We start from the raw sequence: 17,495 nt of genomic DNA on the forward strand, positions 1-17,495 counted from the left end.
CCACCGGTCCGGAGCGGATAACCGATGACGTTTTATCTACCTGAAACTACCTGATGAGAAGATGGCAAGCCATTCTCGCACCGGCTAGTTTCATTGCTAAATCAAACTTCCTTTTCAACCTGCGTGTAGCTCAACTCCATGGGCTGGCTACGGCCGAATATTTTTACGATGACGTTCAGACGCTTACGCTCCTCGAAAACCTCAGATACGTTACCCGACATACCGGCAAAGCCACCGTCCACAATCTTCACCAGTTCGCCTACTACGAAAGGAGTTTCCAGCGAAGCAGCCTGCTCTTCCACTTCATCCACAATCCCAAGAATGCGGTTTACTTCGGAAATGTGCAGGGGAACGGGCTTGGTATTCTGGTTAGCCGCCTTACCCTCCTTATCGCTCAGGAAACCAATTACGCCAGGCGTGCTGGTGATGATGTGGTCTACCTCGCCGTGGGTAAGGTCAGCATGAATGATGATATAGCCGGGGTATAGGTTCCGCTCACGCACGCGCTTCTTGCCGTTGCGCATCTCGAATACCTTTTCTACCGGAATCAGCACCTGGGGTACCAATTCAGAGAGGCCATGACGGCCGATTTCAGTTTCCAGATAGGTCTTGGCCTTCTTTTCTTGTCCGCTAACCGAACGGACCACGTACCATTTCAACTCGCCCATTGTCGTCGTATGTTCTACCGATTAACGGACTGAGTTATAAAATGCTTCCAGGCTTTCTTTGAAAACCACATCCAGCAAACCAACCACTACTGCGAAGAGCAACGACCCGATCAATACGAGACCAGCACTTTTCTGCAATTCTTCCAGCGAAGGCCACGTCACCTTGTAGCGCATCTCTTCGGAAGTTTCCCGGAAGTAGTTCGTTAGCTTGCTCATGATAGTGGCACCGATTGGTGTTTTAAAACTACGGCTGCCGAAGCAGCCGTAGTTCTGTGTTGCACGGGCGGAGAGATTCGAACTCCCATCAAAGGTTTTGGAGACCTCTATTCTACCCTTGAACTACGCCCGTGTGTACGCCCCTACCCATCAAGGTGCTGGATTGGGACTGCAAATGTATGGAACTCTTTAAACAAAACAAATCCGCTCCCGAAAAAATCGAGAGCGGATCTGTATTATTTCACGTGCAGGTAGTTAAAACTACTCGGTGATTTCAGTTACCTGACCAGCACCTACCGTACGACCACCCTCACGGATAGCGAAACGCAGGCCTTTCTCCATAGCTACCGAGTTGATCAGCTCAACCGAGATAGTTACGTTGTCGCCAGGCATTACCATTTCCACGCCTTCGCCCAGCGTGATGATGCCGGTTACGTCGGTGGTGCGGAAATAGAACTGAGGACGGTAGTTGTTGAAGAACGGCGTGTGACGGCCACCTTCTTCTTTCGACAGAACATACACCTCAGCTTTGAACTTGGTGTGGGGCTTAACTGAACCGGGTTTGCAGATAACCATACCGCGACGGATGGCTTCTTTTTCAATACCGCGGAGCAGCAGACCTACGTTGTCGCCAGCTTCACCACGGTCCAGGATTTTGCGGAACATCTCAACGCCCGTTACGGTCGACTTGAGGTTCTCAGCACCCATACCGAGGATTTCTACTTGCTCACCCGAGTTGATGATACCACGCTCGATACGGCCGGTAGCAACCGTTCCACGACCGGTGATAGAGAACACATCCTCTACGGGCATCAGGAAGGGCAGGTCGGTCAGACGAGCAGGAATCGGAATGTAGCTATCAACAGCAGCCATCAGTTCTTCGATCTTGGGAACCCAAGCAGCGTCGCCGTTCAAGCCACCCAGAGCCGAGCCCTGAATTACCGGAATGTTGTCGCCATCGAAGTCATAGAACGAGAGCAGCTCACGGATTTCCATTTCCACCAGCTCGAGGAGCTCGGGGTCATCCACCATGTCTACTTTGTTCATGAACACTACCAACTGAGGAACACCTACCTGGCGAGCGAGCAGGATGTGCTCACGCGTCTGGGGCATTGGGCCGTCGGTAGCAGCTACCACGAGGATAGCACCGTCCATCTGGGCAGCACCCGTTACCATGTTCTTCACGTAGTCAGCGTGACCGGGGCAGTCAACGTGAGCGTAGTGACGATTTTCGGTAGCGTATTCTACGTGCGAAGTGTTGATCGTGATACCACGCTCTTTCTCTTCGGGAGCATTGTCGATCGAAGAGAAGTCGCGCTTGGCAGCCAGACCCTTGTTAGCCAAAACCATGGTAATGGCGGCGGTGAGGGTAGTCTTGCCGTGGTCCACGTGACCAATCGTGCCGATGTTTACGTGCGGCTTGGACCGGTCAAAATTTTCTTTAGCCATTGTAAAGAGATTAAGAGGAATTTTGAGGTGATGAGAGGGAAACGCGACTAGCCTATACAGTAAGAAAGCGAAACACAGCTCCGCTTAGTCGGGACTGCACGTCGCTTTACTTGCTGACAGTTCCAAACGGTGCAGTCACGCTACTCCGTTGGTACTCGTAATTCTGAGCCATTTATGGGATTTGAACCCATGACCTCTTCCTTACCAAGGAAGTGCTCTACCACTGAGCTAAAACGGCTGGTGTTTTAATTTTTGCAAAGATACGACTGGACAAGAACAATTACCAGTGTCAAAACTGATGCGTTTCATCCTGCCTGTTCCAGGCAATGAGCGGGAGACGAGGTTCGAACCCGCGACCTGCAGCTTGGAAGGCTGCCGCTCTACCAGCTGAGCTACTCCCGCGTGTGAGAAAGTTAGTAAGCGGCGAACCATACACTTATAGCTCGCCGCTTACAACCTGACCGTGGGGGGAGAAGGATTCGAACCTTCGAAAGCTTACGCTAACAGAGTTACAGTCTGTCCCATTTGGCCGCTCTGGAACCCCCCCGGTTTGTTTTTCACTTCTCGCCGCCTGCGAGAAACTTTCCTTTCGCTTTCGTGACCGAAGTGGTTACTGTGTCGATTGGAGTTGCAAAATTAGAGGGTTTCTGACGTAAGTCAAGCCCTGAGCAAAAAAAGGTTTTTGTTTTTTGTGGCCTACTGCTGCCTAATTCGTCTTCTGCGGAGGATAATTAATTGATTACCTAGCACAAGCATTACCCGTTACTCCTTCCTGATTGACTGAAAAAAAATTGATTTTTATTGAATCAGGCTGTACATCGACTTCAGATTGTCGTCCTTTTCCTTGCTGCGGATATCCTGCAGCGTGGGTTTCAGGGTAGGCATACTCGCTACTAATTCGTGCAAGCCCTTGTACGCTCCCAAGCGAACGTACATCTGCGGATGCGTGCGGGCCATTGCTTCGAGCCGTTGGATTCCTTTCTCCCGCTCAATTGGTGGGATGCGCTGCATCAGGGTACCAAAGTTTTCGAGCATGACATACAGGACTTCGGCCGGGGCATCTTTACTACGCTGCAGAAACCACTGGTAGTCATCGAGCGTACCGTTGAGACCATAGTATTTGGACAGTGCAACTAGTAGCGCCGGATTAGCTGTGCTCTGGAGTGCGGCTATTTGAGCGCGGGTGTTGGCCGTGGGAGCTTTTGCTAAAGCCTCTACGGCTGCCCCTACGACAACGTAGGAGCTGTCCTTCAGGGCCGTGTTATATACTTCACTGAAATCCTCATTGGGAAATGACGCCAATACGCTAATGGCCGTGGCGCGTACAGTTCCATTCTTTTCGTTGAGGGCTGTGCGTTGTAAATCTTTTCGCACAGCATTGCCTTCAGCTCCACGGTACCGTCGCAAGCCGTCCAGGGCCGCTACCCGGGTGGCCCAGAACGGATCATTCAGGGCACTACGAAAGGCAGAGCTGACCAGTAAATCAGCAGATTTACTACGTAACCCTTGGATGGCCTGATACTTCTGCAGGTAACCGCGCGCGTGATTCAACTGAAACAGCAGTTCTTCCTGGCTCTGGGTTTCATCGATATCCGCCAACAAGGTGCCATCATCATCGAACTTTACCAGATTAGGACGCTGGTTTACCTGAAGCCGGAATTTCTGATCGGCTTTTGTGATGAGGATACGGTGTTCCGTTGCCTGATTGCCATTCCAAGTAGCTACCGTCACGGGCAGCCGGTAGACGGGCTGGTAGAGCGTGTCCTGCACCTGCTGCACCCGTAGCACTACCTGGCTGTTCTCATAGGTATGCGTGACGCGCAGTTCGGGATGGCCGCGCTGCATAAACCACTGGTCGAAAAACCACATGAGGTCTTCTCCCGTGGTTTCCTCAAAGGCGAGACGCAGCTTGGCTATTTCGGTGCTGGAAAACTTATTGGCGGTGAGGTAGCGGTTAAGAGCCGTGAAGAAGGCGTCATCCCCCACGTATTCGTGCAGCATGTGCAGTACCCGCCCTCCTTTGTCGTAAGAGTGTCGGTCAAACATATCCTCACGGTTGGTATACTGGTAGCGGATAAGTGGCTCGCGCTTCGTCTGGGCTTCTTCCAGATAGTTGCGCAGCTTGGTCTGCTGCACATAAGCAGCCGCGTCGGCCCCGTACTTATGCTCGGCCCAGAGCAGTTCCGAGTAGTCGGCAAAGGACTCATTAAGCGGCAGATTGCTCCAGGATTCCGTCGTGACGTAGTCGCCGAACCACTGGTGAAACAGCTCATGGGCAATAACCGACTCGGAAGCTGCATACGACACATCGGGCAACTCCCGGGGCGTGAACTGCACTAGCTGCTGCTGAAACGTGGAAGCCGTGGTATTTTCCATAGCCCCCGACACGAAATCATGCACAGCAACCTGCGCGTACTTATCCCACGGGTAATCAACGCCTAGCTTTTTGGAGAAGAACTCCAGCATAGCCGGCGTGTTGCCGAACACCTGCTTAGCCGTGTATTGGTATGCGGGGTCCACATAGTAATCCACGGGCTTACCGCGCCACGTATCCGATACCACGGCAAAGTCGCCAACGGCCAGCATAGCCAGGTAGGGAGCGTGCGGCTGGTTTAGCTTCCACGTATCGGTACGGGTACCATCAGGGTTGCGGCGCGAGGCCGTAAGCAACCCGTTGGACAGGGTTTTCTGGCCGCTTTCCACCGTCAGGCTGATTTCCTGCGTCATGCGCTGGTTGGGCCGGTCAATAGTCGGAAACCAGCAGGAGCTACCTTCCGTCTCGCCCTGAGTCCAGACCTGACGGGGCTTGGTTTTATCGGTACCCAGTGGGTTGATAAAGTAGAGTCCCTTGTCGTCGGTAATGGCCTCGCTACCGCCTTTGGGTAGCTCGTTGGGTTTGGCGACGTACTGAATCCGCAACTGGTACTGCTCAGTGCGCTGGTAGAGCCGGTCAAGGCTGATAGTGAGCTTCTTTTTATCGTAACTGTATTTAAGGTCCTTGCCCTTTCGGGAGCCATTCATCAACTCCACGCTTTTCACGTCGAAGCCTTTGGCATCCAGCACCAGCTGGCTTTGCGGGTAGAAGTGGGGCCGTAGCGTGAGGGTGGCCGTCCCAAACAACCACTGCTTGGCCCAATCGAAGCGAACGTCGAGCTTGGTATCGGTCAGGTCGTGTAGCGTGGTAGCGGCAGGCTGCTGCGGATTCGTGGAAGGCAGCCAGTTAGGCACAGGAGAAACCACCAGGGCCGCTACCGGAGCGGCCGGTGTTTCGGGTGCTTTTTTGCGCGTAGGATGGCTTACCGACGAGGCCGGACGGCTTGACTTAATTGTCTGAGCGGAAGCCATCAACTGACTCATCAGCGCCAGGGCAAGGGCACCGAAGACCGGGTATTTCATGCGGAAAGACACTGGTATAATGGAGGGTCAAGTTCCGAATTTATTTCAGAATTGGCCTATCTTTAAGCCCTTTTCCGCCCCACCCCTGCCTTCTTCGCATGCTACAGGTACGTACCGACGCCGCCCCCCAGCAAATCTGGGAGGTTGACTATCAGCCCAACGGGCCTATTATGGTGAATGGCCAGCCCTTTGCCTGGGACCTTACGCCGCTGGGCAACGGCCGGTATCACCTGCTGTATGAAAATCGGTCTTACACCGCTGAGTTGGTTTCAGCCGACTATGTCACTAAAACGCTGGTGCTGAAGCTCAACGGCCAACGGTTGGAGCTGCAGGCCAAAGACCGGTTCGATTTGCTACTGGACAAGCTGGGGATGAGCAACGCCGCCGCCAGCAAAGTAAACGAGCTGAAAGCCCCCATGCCGGGCCTGATTGTCGATATCCGGGTGACACCCGGCCAGACGGTGCAGAAGGGCGACGCGCTGCTGGTGCTGGAGGCCATGAAGATGGAGAACATTCTCAAGGCTCCCGGCGAAGGCACCGTGGCGGCCATAAAAGTCAATCTGCGCGACAACGTAACGAAGGGTCAGGTGCTGATTCAGTTCAGCTAGGGCCGTTTCGCTGTTTCGCTTCGGGCCGTAAGCGGATACCACGCGGCCTCTCCCGCTGGTACCCGCTTACGGCCTTCTCACGTACACTCGCGTTCCACGCTTAATATCTCTCGTTTTGAAGTACAACCGAATCCTGCTGAAACTAAGCGGCGAGGCCCTGATGGGCCAGCAACAGTACGGCATTGATGCCGCCCGGCTCATGCAGTACGCCGAGGAAATCAAGGCAGCTGCCGCAACCGGCACGCAGGTGGCCGTGGTTATCGGGGGCGGTAACATCTTCCGGGGCGTGCAGGCCGAAGCTTTCGGCCTCGACCGGGTACAGGGCGACTACATGGGCATGCTGGCCACCGTTATCAACTCCATGGCCCTGCAGAGCGCGCTGGAGAAGCTTGGTGTCAATACCCGTCTGCTCTCGGGCGTTACCATTCAGCGAGTGTGTGAGCCCTACATTCGCCGCCGCGCCATGCGCCACCTAGAGAAAGGCCGCGTGGTCATTTTCGGGGCCGGTATTGGCTCACCGTATTTTACCACCGACTCGGCTGCCTCGCTGCGGGCCATTGAAATTGAGGCCGACGTGGTACTGAAGGGTACCCGCGTGGATGGCATCTACACGGCCGACCCCGAGAAAGACCCTTCGGCGGTGCGCTTCCCCGAAATCACCTTTGATGAGGTGATGGAAAAGAACCTCAACGTGATGGACATGACCGCCTTCACGCTGTGCAAGGAGAATAACCTGCCTATCATTGTGTTCGACATGAACAAAGGCGGTAACCTCCAGCGCCTGCTTGACGGGGAAAGCGTGGGCACACTGGTGAGCATGCACGGCAGCAAAACCGTTGCGGCTGACGCTAACCACGGCAGTTTACAGCCCGCCGCAGGAGAAGGCTCAGAAGAACAGGCCTAAAGCAGGCACAAACGGCCGGCTCCGCGCTGAGCTGGCTCACTAACTACCTACTCAACACTCACCTTTCAACACTTAACTTTTCAGAAGTGGACGAAGAAATCAAGTTTTACCTGGACGACGCCGAAGAGTCGATGGGCAAGGCCCTGCAACACACGCAAGTGGAGTTTGCCCGCATCCGGGCCGGCAAAGCCTCTCCCGCCATGCTCGATTCCATTCGGGTAGATTACTACGGCACCCCCACGCCCATTGCCAACGTGGCCAACGTAGCGGCTCCCGATGCCCGCACGCTGTTCATCAAGCCCTGGGAGAAAAATATGATCAGCGAAATTGCCAAGGCCATCAAAAATAGCGACCTGGGCCTCAACCCCCAGTCGGATGCCGAGGGTGTACGCCTGAACATTCCGCCCATGACGGAGGAGCGCCGCCGCGACTTAGTAAAGCAGGCCAAAAATGAATCGGAAAGCGGTAAAGTGCGCATCCGGGCCATCCGCAAGGACGTGAACGAGGCGTTGCGCAAGCTCCAGAAAGACGGGGCTTCGGAAGACTCCGTGAAGGATGCCGAAGCCAAAGTGCAGAAGTTCACCGACACGTATATCAGCAAAGTAGACGAGTTCCTTGGTAAGAAGGAATCGGAAATCATGACTATCTGATTTCTGTGCCAGCCTGACGATTTGCCTTGTTACGAAAGCGCCGCTACGTTTGCGCTTTCGCACCGTATGGGCCTTCACAAGCAAAAGCCCCCGATGTCGGTACCGACATCGGGGGCTTTTGCTTGTTGCTTCTACTGCTCCCAATGGTAGCTTAGACCTTCCAGTAGCCGACCGCCAGAATCTGCTGTTCCACAACTTCCGGCACTAGGTAGCGTATTGACTTACCAGTTCGCACACATTCCCGCACGAAAGTGGCTGAAATGTCTAGTAACGGCGCTTCTACCACCCGCACGCCGGGCCGTGTGCTTACTTCAGACGCGTCTACCCCAGACCGCGGGTACACGTAAATTTCGTTTTCCGTCAGGATGCGTTCAGCTCCCTTCCAGTGGGGCAGACCCGGCAGGTTATCCTCGCCCATCAGCAGTACAAAGCGGTAACCGGGATGCCGACGACGCAGCTCATCCAGCGTATCGATGGTGAAGCTAGGCTTGGGCATGGTGAACTCCACATCCAGTACCCGCAGCCGGTTGTTGCCGGAAATGGCACGCTGCACCAAATCCAGCCGCTCGTTTTCGCCCAATAGCTCCTGCCCTACTTTGAACGGGCTCTGCGGCGACACAATCAGCCACACCTCATCGAGGTCGGTGTGGGTGGCCATGAAGTTGGCCAGAATGAGGTGCCCGGTATGAATGGGATTGAACGAACCAAAAAGCAGCCCCACTTTCCGGCCCATGGGGGCGACGGAAGTAGGGCTGCTCACAGAATGGCTGATTCAGCGGTAATGAATGAACGGACCAGCTTTTCGGCTTCGTCGAGGGCGCGCTCCAGGTCGTCGTTCACAATCACCACATCGAACCGGTCCTCAAAAGTCAGTTCAAAGTTGGCCTTGTAGATACGAGCTGAAATGCTGGCCTCCGAGTCGGTGGCGCGGTTGCGCAGACGTTGTTCCAGCACTTCCAGAGACGGAGGCTTCACAAATACGGCCAAGGCACGGTCTTTGTAAAACTCCTTGATGCTGAGGCCGCCCTTCACGTCCACATCCAGCACAGCATGATGGCCGTTGTCCCAGATGCGTTCCACTTCCGATTTAAGCGTACCGTAGAAGGCTCCTTCGTAGACTTCTTCCCACTCCACGAAGTCATCTTGCCGGATCTTCTCCTGAAACTCCTGTACGGAGATAAAGTAGTAGTCCTTGCCGTTGGCTTCGGTGCGGCCGCGTTTGTCGCGCGTACACGCTGAAATAGAGAAGCTTAGCTCCGGAATTCGTTCCAGCAGCCTATGTACGATGGTGGTCTTGCCGGCACCGGAAGGAGCCGAAAAGGCGATGATTTTACCCTGCATCGGGCAAAATTAGGCCATTTCTACCTGAAGTTTCGCAAGAATTGAATTGGAAAGGGTAACTGGTGCCTTTCGGCGGCCAAGGTGCTGCCCCAGAAAGTCGATGAAAATCTGCTGCTTCTCAATGCTGTCGAAGCAGGGAGAGCAGTCTTCGGCGTTGTGGATAAAGTATTCCGTATCCTCTGCCGTGGGTTCCTGGCCCACAATGATTTGATCAAGAATTGTATTCACTCGTTCACAGTCGGCGTCGCTGGTAACAGGGGCACCGCTCTGGTTGGTTTGTTTAGTAGAAGTCGTTTCCATAGCGCAGGCTTGGCATGAGGGGATTTATTCCGAATCGGTAGAGGAAGTGTAGTCGTCTTCGTCGGAGTTATCAGCATTAGAGCCATAACCCATTGACTTGGCGTACTTTTCAAGTTTTTCTTTGAGGAAGTTCCGTGCCCGGTGCAAGCGGGAACGCACCGTACCGATAGGGATATCCAGCACTTTTGCCATTTCCTCGTAGGTGAACCCTTCCAGGTCGCAGAGGATGATGACCGTGCGAAAATCCACAGGTAGCGAGTTCAGGGCCCGGGCCACCTCATCACCGATCAGGTCGCGCACGGCCTGCTGCCGCATGTCGGAGGAGGCGGTGCCGGCGTCGCTGTCGGCCTCCACATCTTCCGAGTTGTAGTATCCTTCGATTTCGCTGTAATCGACCTTCGCAGGTTGTTTACTCTTTTTGCGGAAATCGTTGATGAACGAATTTTTCAGGATGCGAAACAGCCACGCTTTGGCGTTTGTTCCCGGTTCGAAGTACTCAAAGAAGCGATATGCTTTCAGATAAGTTTCCTGTACCAAGTCATTTGCATCATCTTCGTCGAGGGTGAGGCGGAAGGCAAAGTTGTACAGAGGGTCGAGCACGGGCATCAGTTCGGCCTGAAAGCGCCGGTCTTTTTCCTCTTTGCTCAGTTTGGGGACCCGTTCGGGAGAATCGCTCATGAACGCTAAAAATTGCGGCTGAATATTGAAAAAATACCGCTGTTTGACAAATGTACTGCTTATACCGCCCGATGAAAAGAAGGTTTTTCGACCGGAGCAGTACAAACTGGTAAGGCTCATCCGCAGGCTGCCGGCGCACGGCAAAAGAGCGACGAGTAGCCAACGCCTTCGGGCCAGGAATTTACTAGAAGCCAGGGCTGTAGTATTAGCGGAAACCGATACAAGTACGCAGCAGGCGGCGCGGCGGGTTGCATTTGGGGCTTAAACAGCCGCCATCAGGAACGTAGCTGCTTCCCTTTTCGCCTGTAACCTACTTGTCATCAGTGGGCAAGCATTTAGTTGTTGGTTGCCGGCAGCAAGTGCCACTGCAACACGCGGGCCACTATCTGCAGGGGTTCTAAGGCTTTAATGCAGGTACAGGATGCAAGCTGGGCCCGACAGTCCTGGCAATTGGGCTTATCGAACACCACGTAGTCGGCCTGCGGGCCCAGCGGCGCCCAGCGGCCGGGGTGCATGGGCCGAATGGGCGGATACAGGCCCAGCGCGTGCCGGCCTAGGGCCGCCGCCAAGTGCAGTGGTCCGGTACTGCCGGCAATCAGCCCATCAGCGGCGGCAATGAAAGCAATGAACTCAGGCAGATTCAGTTGACCGGTCAGGTCGGCAGTGAGGAAAGGCTGATGTTCCTGCAGCCATTCGCGTAATTCCTCCCCTTCGGCAGCCGTACCGGTAATGAATACGCGGTGGCCGGCCTGGTGCAGCAGTTGGGCCAGCGTACCAAAGTGTCCCAGGCCCCACTCCCGGGCACTGCCCCGGCTGCGCGGGTGTAGAATCACGTTAAGTTGGGCATTCGACCGGGCCGCCAACAACTCCCGTAGTTCAGGGCGAAGCGGAGTTATCGGATCCAGCTTTACAAGGCTGGCTACTTCCGGCAAGGGCATGACGCCAAGCGTGTCATGCCCTTGCAACAACTGCAGGTTCAGCTGCGCCTCGTGCAAAGACGAATTGCGGCGGCTTAACGAAACCAGCTTCGTGCAGGTGAGCCAGTGAAACCATCGGTTGCGGGTACCGATGCGGTGGCGGATACCGGCTTTGCGGGCCAGCCAGGCTAAGTGCCGGTTTGGAAAAACGTGCAGGATAGTATCGGCCTGGGTGGCCCGGAGTGCCGTTACCTGGGCCGCCTCAGGCAACTGCTGCAACTCATCGAAGTTAAGAAACGCATCTATCCAGGGGCAGGCATCGGCTACGGCCTTGGTGTAGGTGCGGCCCAGCAGCAGCACCCGGCAACCTGGAAACAGCTGTTTCAGGCGGCCGGCTACGGGCAGCGTGAGCACCACGTCGCCGATAGCATCGGTGCGACTGATGAGAAACGTGCGGCTCATGCGGAGGCTTTGGTTTTGAGCTTGGCAAACTTGAGGAATACGCCCCAGGCGGAAATTACGGCAATGCTCAGGCCGGCAAACCCATCAAGAAAGCCAAGCCGAAAAATGTAACCGTGTACGAATTTCCACCAGGGCTTAATCAGCAGATGAAACACTGATACGTTGCGCCGACCACGCAGCCACAGCTCCTCGGCGGCAATGCTGGTGAAGCGGTTGAGCTGCTGCACGTGCTGCTCAACCGAATGGTAGGAGTAGTGCAGCGCGTCGCCGGCCAGCGGCAACGGTATAGGCTGCCCGGCCGCCAGCTCGTACCGCTCGTGCAGCAACAGGCCCTCCCAGCGGCCCAGACGCCGGTCGTAGAGGCGCAGCTTGCGGTCGGGATACCAGCCGCCGTGGCACACCCAGCTGCCGCAGTAGTTAGTCAGCCGGGCCAGGGTGTAGCCAGCTCCCTGCCAGTTGTTTTTGGCGTGCCGAATGCTGTGGCGCAGGTCCTCGGTAAGTACTTCATCGGCATCCAGTTGCAATACGTGCTCATGGCGGGCTTGGCTGGTGGCGTAGTTCTTCTGCTCCACGTAGCCCGCAAAGGCGTGCTGGACCACGCGCGCGCCCAGTTCCCGGCATATTTCCACGGTGCGGTCGGTGGAGAAGCTGTCCACTACCAGCAGTTCGTCGGCCACGGCACGGGCGGCTTCGAGGCAGCGGGCAATATTAGCCTCTTCGTTGAAGGTAATGATGACGACGGACAGCGGAACAGCGGGCATAGTAGCGGCAAATATCGGGGTTTTGCCGAGGCGGCCATCAGGGCGGGTTACCTGGGGTCAGGCCACGGTATAGACAATATTCGTTCCTCTATCTGTCAGACCGTTATGCGTCTGTTACCTCTGCTGCTGTTACTCGCGCTGCTGACCAGCTGCGAGGAGCCCACGGCCACGTTCGAGGCCTTCCCGCTGCCCCGCGCCGTGAATATGGCCCGCGTATTAGGGCCGGCGCCGCTCCTGCTGGGCCCCCAGGATACGCTGGCACTACGCCTGCACTTCGATGCCGCCACCGGCCTCACCAACTTCGCCGTAGCCGGCGACTCAGTTCTGGAAGACTGGTTCACGGCCCGGGCGTTCCGGTTTCGGGGGCTGTATTATCTGGTGGAGGAACGAGAGGACGCCCGGTACCGGGTGCATGCCGTGCGCATCCGGCGCGGGTGTGTGCAGGGTCTGGGCACCGGCTACCGTCAGATGCTGGCCCTGAGCCAAGCGGCCTGGCAGGGCCGCTGGCCCCACCTGCTTACGGATGGTGACAGTATGCGGCTGCGCTTCAACCGGCAGCAACTCCGGCCATTCTATACCGACGAAGTTGCCCACTTCGACACTTACCGGCTGGCCGCCACACCGGGGGATCAAGCAGTGACTCTCGGCCTAGCCCTCCGTGCTCCCCAACCGATGAGCGTCTACCCAAACCCGGCCGGTACTGCCGCCACAGTACTTTTCCAGGATACCGCCGCCCGCCAGGTGCAGTTATATGACGAGCGAGGCCGGCTGGTGCAATCTTACCCGACAGCCACAAACCAGCTTACCTTCCCGGTAGCCAACCTGCCTGCGGGAGCCTATCTGATACGTATTCTATCAGCTGGAAAGAGCTCAACAGCCACGCTACGTCTGGCAGTAGCGCATTGAACTAACGGTTTCAACTTCGTTCCCCGCCCTACGTATAGCCGCTCAGCCATTCAGCCCCATTTCATATGAGCGAAGTACCGCAGCTTATTGCCCTTGTCACGGGTGCCACATCGGGCATCGGTGAAGTTACCGCCCGCGAATTGGTCCAGCAGGGCTACCATGTGGTGCTACTGGCCCGCAACGCTACCAAAGCCGCTCGTACCCGCCAGCAACTGCAGAAACTGGCCCAGCCCGGCACCCGTGTCGATGTGCTGCTCTGCGACCTGTCGGATCTGAGCCAGGTGCGGCGGGCGGCCGAGGAGTTCAACCAGCGTTACGCCCGCCTGGATGTGTTGGTAAACAACGCCGGACTGGTATTCGGAGCCGAGCGGGAAACCTCCGTCAACGGCCACGAAATGACACTAGCCACCAACCATCTGGGGCCGTTTCTGCTCACCAGCCTGCTGCTGGAGAAGCTGCGCCAGAGTTCGGCGGCCCGCATCATCAACGTGGCTTCCATGGCCCACAAGTTCGCCAAGCCCGATTTAGCTGATCTAAACGCTACCCGCAGCTACTCGCCTATGCGGGCCTACGCCAACTCCAAGCTGTTCAATATCCTGTTCACCCAGGAATTGGCCCGGCAGCTACGGCAGCGCAGCATTTCCAACATCACCACCAACAGCCTGCACCCAGGCGTAGTAGCCAGCAACTTCGGCAGCAACTCCACGTGGTTCACGCGGGCCTTCTACAAGGCAGCCGCACCGTTCATGACCACTTCCGAAGACGGTGCCCAAACCAGTATCTACCTCGCCACCTCGCCGGAAGTGGCCGACATCAGCGGCGGCTACTTTGCCAAGAAAAAGCCTGAGCCGGTGAAGTCAGAATTCAATACCGAGGCAAACGTGCAGCAGCTCTGGCAACAGTCGGAGCAGCTGGTGGGGCAGCCGTTTTTTGCGGAATAGCACTTCAGTTCAACAGAATATGAAACGTAAAAACCCCGCCCGGCGCAGTGCCGGGCGGGGTTTTTATTATAGGTCAGATGGCGTAGCCGCTTAGTAGCGGTACAGGTCCGATTTGAACGGGCCTTCTACGGGCACCTTGATGTAATCGGCCTGCTTAGGCGTCAACTCGTCCAGTTCCACACCGATTTTGGCGAGGTGCAGACGGGCAACCTTCTCGTCGAGGTGCTTGGGCAGGGTGTACACTTGGTTTTCGTACTGATCGGCGTTCTGCCACAACTCCAGCTGGGCCAGCGTTTGGTTGGTGAACGAGTTCGACATCACGAACGAAGGGTGGCCAGTGGCGCAGCCCAGGTTTACGAGGCGGCCTTCGGCGAGGATAATCACCTCTTTGCCTTCGATGGTGTAAATGTCAACCTGCGGCTTCACCGTGTCCTTGGTGTGGCCGTAGTTTTTGTTCAGCCAAGCCATGTCGATTTCATCGTCGAAGTGACCGATGTTGCAGACAATGGCTTTGTCGCGCAGAGCACGGAAATGCTCCTCGCGGATGATGTCGCAGTTGCCGGTGGTGGTAATGACGATGTCGGCGCGCGGAATGGCGTTTTCCATTTTCTTCACCTCGAAGCCGTCCATGGCCGCCTGCAGGGCGCAGATGGGGTCGATTTCGGTGACGATAACGCGGGCACCGGCACCAGCCAGCGAGGCAGCCGTGCCTTTTCCTACGTCGCCGTAGCCGGCTACTACCGCTACTTTACCGGCCATCATCGTGTCGGTGGCGCGGCGGATAGCATCTACGGCCGACTCTTTGCAGCCGTATTTGTTATCGAATTTCGACTTGGTTACCGAGTCGTTGATGTTGAAAGCGGGCATGAGCAGGGTCCCGGCTTTCACGCGCTCCAGCAGGCGCAACACCCCTGTAGTGGTTTCTTCCGAAATGCCTTTGATGCCGGCAGCCAGCTCAGGGTACTGATTCAGTACCATGTTGGTCAGGTCGCCGCCGTCGTCGAGAATCATGTTCAGAGGCTGGCGGTCTTCACCGAAGAACAGCGTCTGCTCGATGCACCAGTTGAACTCCTCCTCATTCAGGCCCTTCCAGGCATATACCGGGATGCCAGCAGCAGCAATAGCGGCGGCAGCGTGGTCCTGGGTAGAGAAGATGTTGCACGACGACCACGTAACATCAGCGCCTAGGGCCTGCAGCGTCTCAATGAGCACAGCAGTCTGGATGGTCATGTGCAGGCAGCCGGCAATGCGTGCGCCTTTCAGCGGCTTGCTGTCGCCATATTCGGCCCGCAGCGACATGAGACCGGGCATCTCGGCCTCGGCCAGACGGATTTCCTTGCGGCCCCACTCAGCGAGGCTCATGTCTTTTACTTTGTACGGAACGTAGGCCGTGGTCTTGGTATCAACCATAGTGTTGGTAGCTGGAATGCGTGTTGCGTTTCAACCGCAAAGATATTCAATTTGTTACGCTTTTTCATCCTATACTGACTTTCAACACTTTACACACAAAAAAACCCGCCCAATATTGTCGGGCGGACTTTCTTATGTACCACATGAGTTAGCGCAGTTAATTGTGCTGAATCACAACGGCTTTAGGCTGCAAAGCCGGATCCAGGTTACTCGTGATGCCCCGCACTACTACCGTATAGATCTTACCCGATTCGTAGTTTTTCGATGCCGTTGTGGAGCTGTTTCCTGTGCCATCACCTACTATAACGACTGGCGTAGAGGCACTGCCGGTAGTCACAAGCAGGTTATAAGAGGCTGCCGGAATGGAAACGAAACCCGAAGCGGCCCCGAAGGCGGCACTGGCCCCTGGTACATCAGTAGCCCCGGCCACCGTCACTTGGGAGAGCTTTACCGGAGTGGGGGCATTCAGGGCCAGATGTACGATTCGCACTTTGGCCTGCCCACTGGCTGGAGCCGTTAAATCATCCGTGAAAGACACCAACCCTACCGTGGTGGCGGTGGGCGCATAAGCGAAAACCGAATAATTCTGGTCTTTCGCAATAGTCACCTGCTGAGTAGCAGCCGTCTGGTTTGCGCTGTTATTAATTTTCAGGGTAGGAGAACCAGCGTTTACATTCAGGTACCCACTGGTTGTCTGGCCGTAGGTAAGCTGACCAACTTCCGTGTCATTCACCAAGGCCTTTACCGGAATATTAGCGGAGGCGGCCGCGTGCGAAATCAGCACTTTACCCTGATCGGGCGTGGGCGTGGTATTGTCGTCGTCGTTGTTGGAGCAAGCCGAGAAAGCCAGAACAGCCGGCAGGGCGGCCAACAAAACAGCCGGACGGAAAAGCGAAGTCAGGGTTTTCATAAGCAGGAAAGTAGGTGAACTGAGTGCCTCAACGAAGGCAGTTGCTGTTTTGTTGGATGAGCACTAAAACTTTTCCTCGATGAATTGCACTTTTTTCTCGTCCAAACACTTAGCAGGCTGAATATTTGTGCAGTAGATTTGTCCTTATGCCCCAACTACTTTTGAACCACACTTCCAGCATTTTACGCCGTTCAGTTGCTGTTGCAGGCTGTGTTCTTGGCCTCTCTCTTTCAGCCCAAGCTCAGCAGGCTACTACCGTCATCCGGCTGGCTCCGGAAGATAAAGAGCGGGGGTTGAACGGCGTCCAGAAGAACTTTTACTTCACTACCGGCGCGGGCACCACGGAGGGCGAATACCAGAGCGCCGGCTTCTTCGGCCAGCGCCTGCGGCCATACCTGGCCGGCAACCAAGAAGCCTTGGATAACCTGAACAGCTACCGGCGGCAGAAATGGCTGTTCGTGGCCGAGCGGCTCACCTTTATAGGTGCGGTGGGCGTGTACGGGCAGCAGGTGCTGGCGCTCAATGAGAAAGAGCAATATTTTAATAATACCCAGCAGGTTGCCATCGGGGTGGCAGCGGTTAGCCTGCTGAGCAATATCTTCATCTCCCGCAACACAAACTCGCATTTTCAGCGGGCGGTAGAAGCGCACAACGCCGGGATGCCGGCCGCCCGCACGGGTGCGCTGTACCAGTTGCGCCCCAGCGCGGTGGGCGTTGCCGCCAGCCGTACCGGGCAGCCGATGCTGGCCCTGCGCTGGAACCTACGCTAGCATCTTTCCTGTTTTCGGGTCATTCCGGGCGGACTTGGGAGTTAGCCATCTGTAATAAGATGGCGACTTCGGAGCCTTCGCCCGGAATGTTCTTTTTAGCCTGCTCAGGCTGCAACGTGCTGCCAGGGAGCTGACAATTGTCGGATTCCTGCTTACGTTTGATGACGTCTTTCGCCCTGGCCGGCTTCGGATTTACGTTCGGGGCCGA

The 17,495-nt window shown here is 56.0% G+C and carries 18 protein-coding genes and 4 tRNA genes; 6 read left to right on the plus strand and 16 right to left on the minus strand.

Annotated elements, in window-relative coordinates; genetic code table 11:
* Nucleotides 1-101 precede the first annotated feature (101 nt).
* The 8 genes from nusG to EI293_RS02560 all read right to left on the minus strand — a co-directional run bounded on the left by nusG (nt 102) and on the right by EI293_RS02560 (nt 5,729).
* Nucleotides 102-668 (minus strand): transcription termination/antitermination protein NusG, encoded by a 567-nt coding sequence (gene nusG, locus EI293_RS02525; RefSeq protein ID WP_125435372.1) that lies wholly within the window; start codon nt 666-668, stop codon nt 102-104.
* 21 nt (nt 669-689) lie between these two features.
* Nucleotides 690-884, minus strand: a complete 195-nt coding sequence (gene secE / locus EI293_RS02530; protein WP_125435374.1) for a preprotein translocase subunit SecE — start codon at nt 882-884, stop codon at nt 690-692.
* A gap of 62 nt (nt 885-946) precedes the next feature.
* Nucleotides 947-1,017: transfer RNA gene (locus tag EI293_RS02535), tRNA-Trp, on the minus strand.
* A gap of 128 nt (nt 1,018-1,145) precedes the next feature.
* Nucleotides 1,146-2,333, minus strand: a complete 1,188-nt coding sequence (gene tuf / locus EI293_RS02540; RefSeq protein WP_125435376.1) for an elongation factor Tu — start codon at nt 2,331-2,333, stop codon at nt 1,146-1,148.
* A 166-nt stretch (nt 2,334-2,499) separates the two neighbouring features.
* A tRNA-Thr gene (locus EI293_RS02545) sits at nt 2,500-2,571 on the minus strand.
* A 91-nt stretch (nt 2,572-2,662) separates the two neighbouring features.
* Nucleotides 2,663-2,735 (minus strand) — tRNA-Gly (locus EI293_RS02550).
* A gap of 62 nt (nt 2,736-2,797) precedes the next feature.
* Nucleotides 2,798-2,880, minus strand: a tRNA-Tyr gene (locus EI293_RS02555).
* Between the two features lie 251 nt (nt 2,881-3,131).
* Nucleotides 3,132-5,729 (minus strand): M1 family metallopeptidase, encoded by a 2,598-nt coding sequence (locus EI293_RS02560; protein WP_125435379.1) that lies wholly within the window; start codon nt 5,727-5,729, stop codon nt 3,132-3,134.
* A 98-nt stretch (nt 5,730-5,827) separates the two neighbouring features.
* Between EI293_RS02560 and EI293_RS02565 the strand changes: the two genes are divergently transcribed.
* The 3 genes from EI293_RS02565 (at nt 5,828) to frr (ending at nt 7,891) form a co-directional block, all read left to right on the plus strand.
* Entirely contained in the window at nt 5,828-6,337 is a 510-nt protein-coding gene (locus EI293_RS02565) for a biotin/lipoyl-containing protein (protein ID WP_125435382.1), read from the plus strand.
* Nucleotides 6,338-6,452: 115 nt separating this feature from the next.
* Nucleotides 6,453-7,241, plus strand: a complete 789-nt coding sequence (gene pyrH, locus EI293_RS02570; protein WP_246010511.1) for a UMP kinase — start codon at nt 6,453-6,455, stop codon at nt 7,239-7,241.
* A gap of 86 nt (nt 7,242-7,327) precedes the next feature.
* Complete coding sequence (frr, locus tag EI293_RS02575; protein WP_125435384.1) at nt 7,328-7,891, plus strand: ribosome recycling factor; 564 nt, start codon at nt 7,328-7,330, stop codon at nt 7,889-7,891.
* A 151-nt stretch (nt 7,892-8,042) separates the two neighbouring features.
* On the opposite strand, the gene nadD is transcribed toward frr, so the two are convergent.
* The 6 genes from nadD to EI293_RS02605 form a co-directional block, all read right to left on the minus strand.
* A complete protein-coding gene (gene nadD / locus EI293_RS02580; RefSeq protein WP_125436243.1) occupies nt 8,043-8,624 on the minus strand; it encodes a nicotinate (nicotinamide) nucleotide adenylyltransferase in 582 nt (193 codons plus the stop codon).
* 23 nt (nt 8,625-8,647) lie between these two features.
* Nucleotides 8,648-9,232 carry a guanylate kinase gene (gene gmk, locus EI293_RS02585; RefSeq protein WP_044003274.1) on the minus strand — a complete coding sequence of 195 codons (585 nt, stop codon included), beginning with the start codon at nt 9,230-9,232 and terminating at the stop codon, nt 8,648-8,650.
* A gap of 9 nt (nt 9,233-9,241) precedes the next feature.
* Nucleotides 9,242-9,532: a hypothetical protein gene (locus EI293_RS02590; protein WP_125435386.1), complete on the minus strand. Its 291-nt coding sequence runs from the start codon at nt 9,530-9,532 to the stop codon at nt 9,242-9,244.
* Nucleotides 9,533-9,556: 24 nt separating this feature from the next.
* Complete coding sequence (locus EI293_RS02595; RefSeq protein ID WP_125435388.1) at nt 9,557-10,210, minus strand: sigma-70 family RNA polymerase sigma factor; 654 nt, start codon at nt 10,208-10,210, stop codon at nt 9,557-9,559.
* A gap of 335 nt (nt 10,211-10,545) precedes the next feature.
* Complete coding sequence (locus tag EI293_RS02600; protein ID WP_125435390.1) at nt 10,546-11,589, minus strand: glycosyltransferase family 9 protein; 1,044 nt, start codon at nt 11,587-11,589, stop codon at nt 10,546-10,548.
* Nucleotides 11,586-12,350, minus strand: a complete 765-nt coding sequence (locus EI293_RS02605) for a glycosyltransferase family 2 protein (protein ID WP_125435392.1) — start codon at nt 12,348-12,350, stop codon at nt 11,586-11,588. Before EI293_RS02605 ends, EI293_RS02600 begins: the two co-directional genes overlap by 4 nt.
* A gap of 105 nt (nt 12,351-12,455) precedes the next feature.
* Between EI293_RS02605 and EI293_RS02610 the strand changes: the two genes are divergently transcribed.
* Together EI293_RS02610 and EI293_RS02615 are read left to right on the plus strand one after the other, a co-directional pair.
* Complete coding sequence (locus EI293_RS02610; RefSeq protein WP_125435394.1) at nt 12,456-13,256, plus strand: T9SS type A sorting domain-containing protein; 801 nt, start codon at nt 12,456-12,458, stop codon at nt 13,254-13,256.
* Nucleotides 13,257-13,321: 65 nt separating this feature from the next.
* A complete protein-coding gene (locus EI293_RS02615) occupies nt 13,322-14,197 on the plus strand; it encodes an SDR family oxidoreductase (protein WP_125435396.1) in 876 nt (291 codons plus the stop codon).
* Between the two features lie 90 nt (nt 14,198-14,287).
* Here the strand turns inward: EI293_RS02615 and ahcY are convergent, their stop codons facing one another.
* The gene (gene ahcY, locus EI293_RS02620) at nt 14,288-15,607 is read right to left on the minus strand and encodes an adenosylhomocysteinase (protein WP_125435398.1); all 1,320 of its coding nucleotides are present in this window, start codon (nt 15,605-15,607) and stop codon (nt 14,288-14,290) included.
* A 157-nt stretch (nt 15,608-15,764) separates the two neighbouring features.
* Nucleotides 15,765-16,517, minus strand: a complete 753-nt coding sequence (locus tag EI293_RS02625) for a DUF4397 domain-containing protein (protein ID WP_125435400.1) — start codon at nt 16,515-16,517, stop codon at nt 15,765-15,767.
* A gap of 146 nt (nt 16,518-16,663) precedes the next feature.
* Between EI293_RS02625 and EI293_RS02630 the strand changes: the two genes are divergently transcribed.
* On the plus strand, nt 16,664-17,287 hold the full coding sequence (locus EI293_RS02630) for a hypothetical protein (RefSeq protein ID WP_125435402.1): 624 nt from the start codon (nt 16,664-16,666) through the stop codon (nt 17,285-17,287).
* Nucleotides 17,288-17,495: the final 208 nt, after the last annotated feature.

The organism is Hymenobacter perfusus (assembly GCF_003944765.1).
Lineage (GTDB): Bacteria > Bacteroidota > Bacteroidia > Cytophagales > Hymenobacteraceae > Hymenobacter > Hymenobacter perfusus.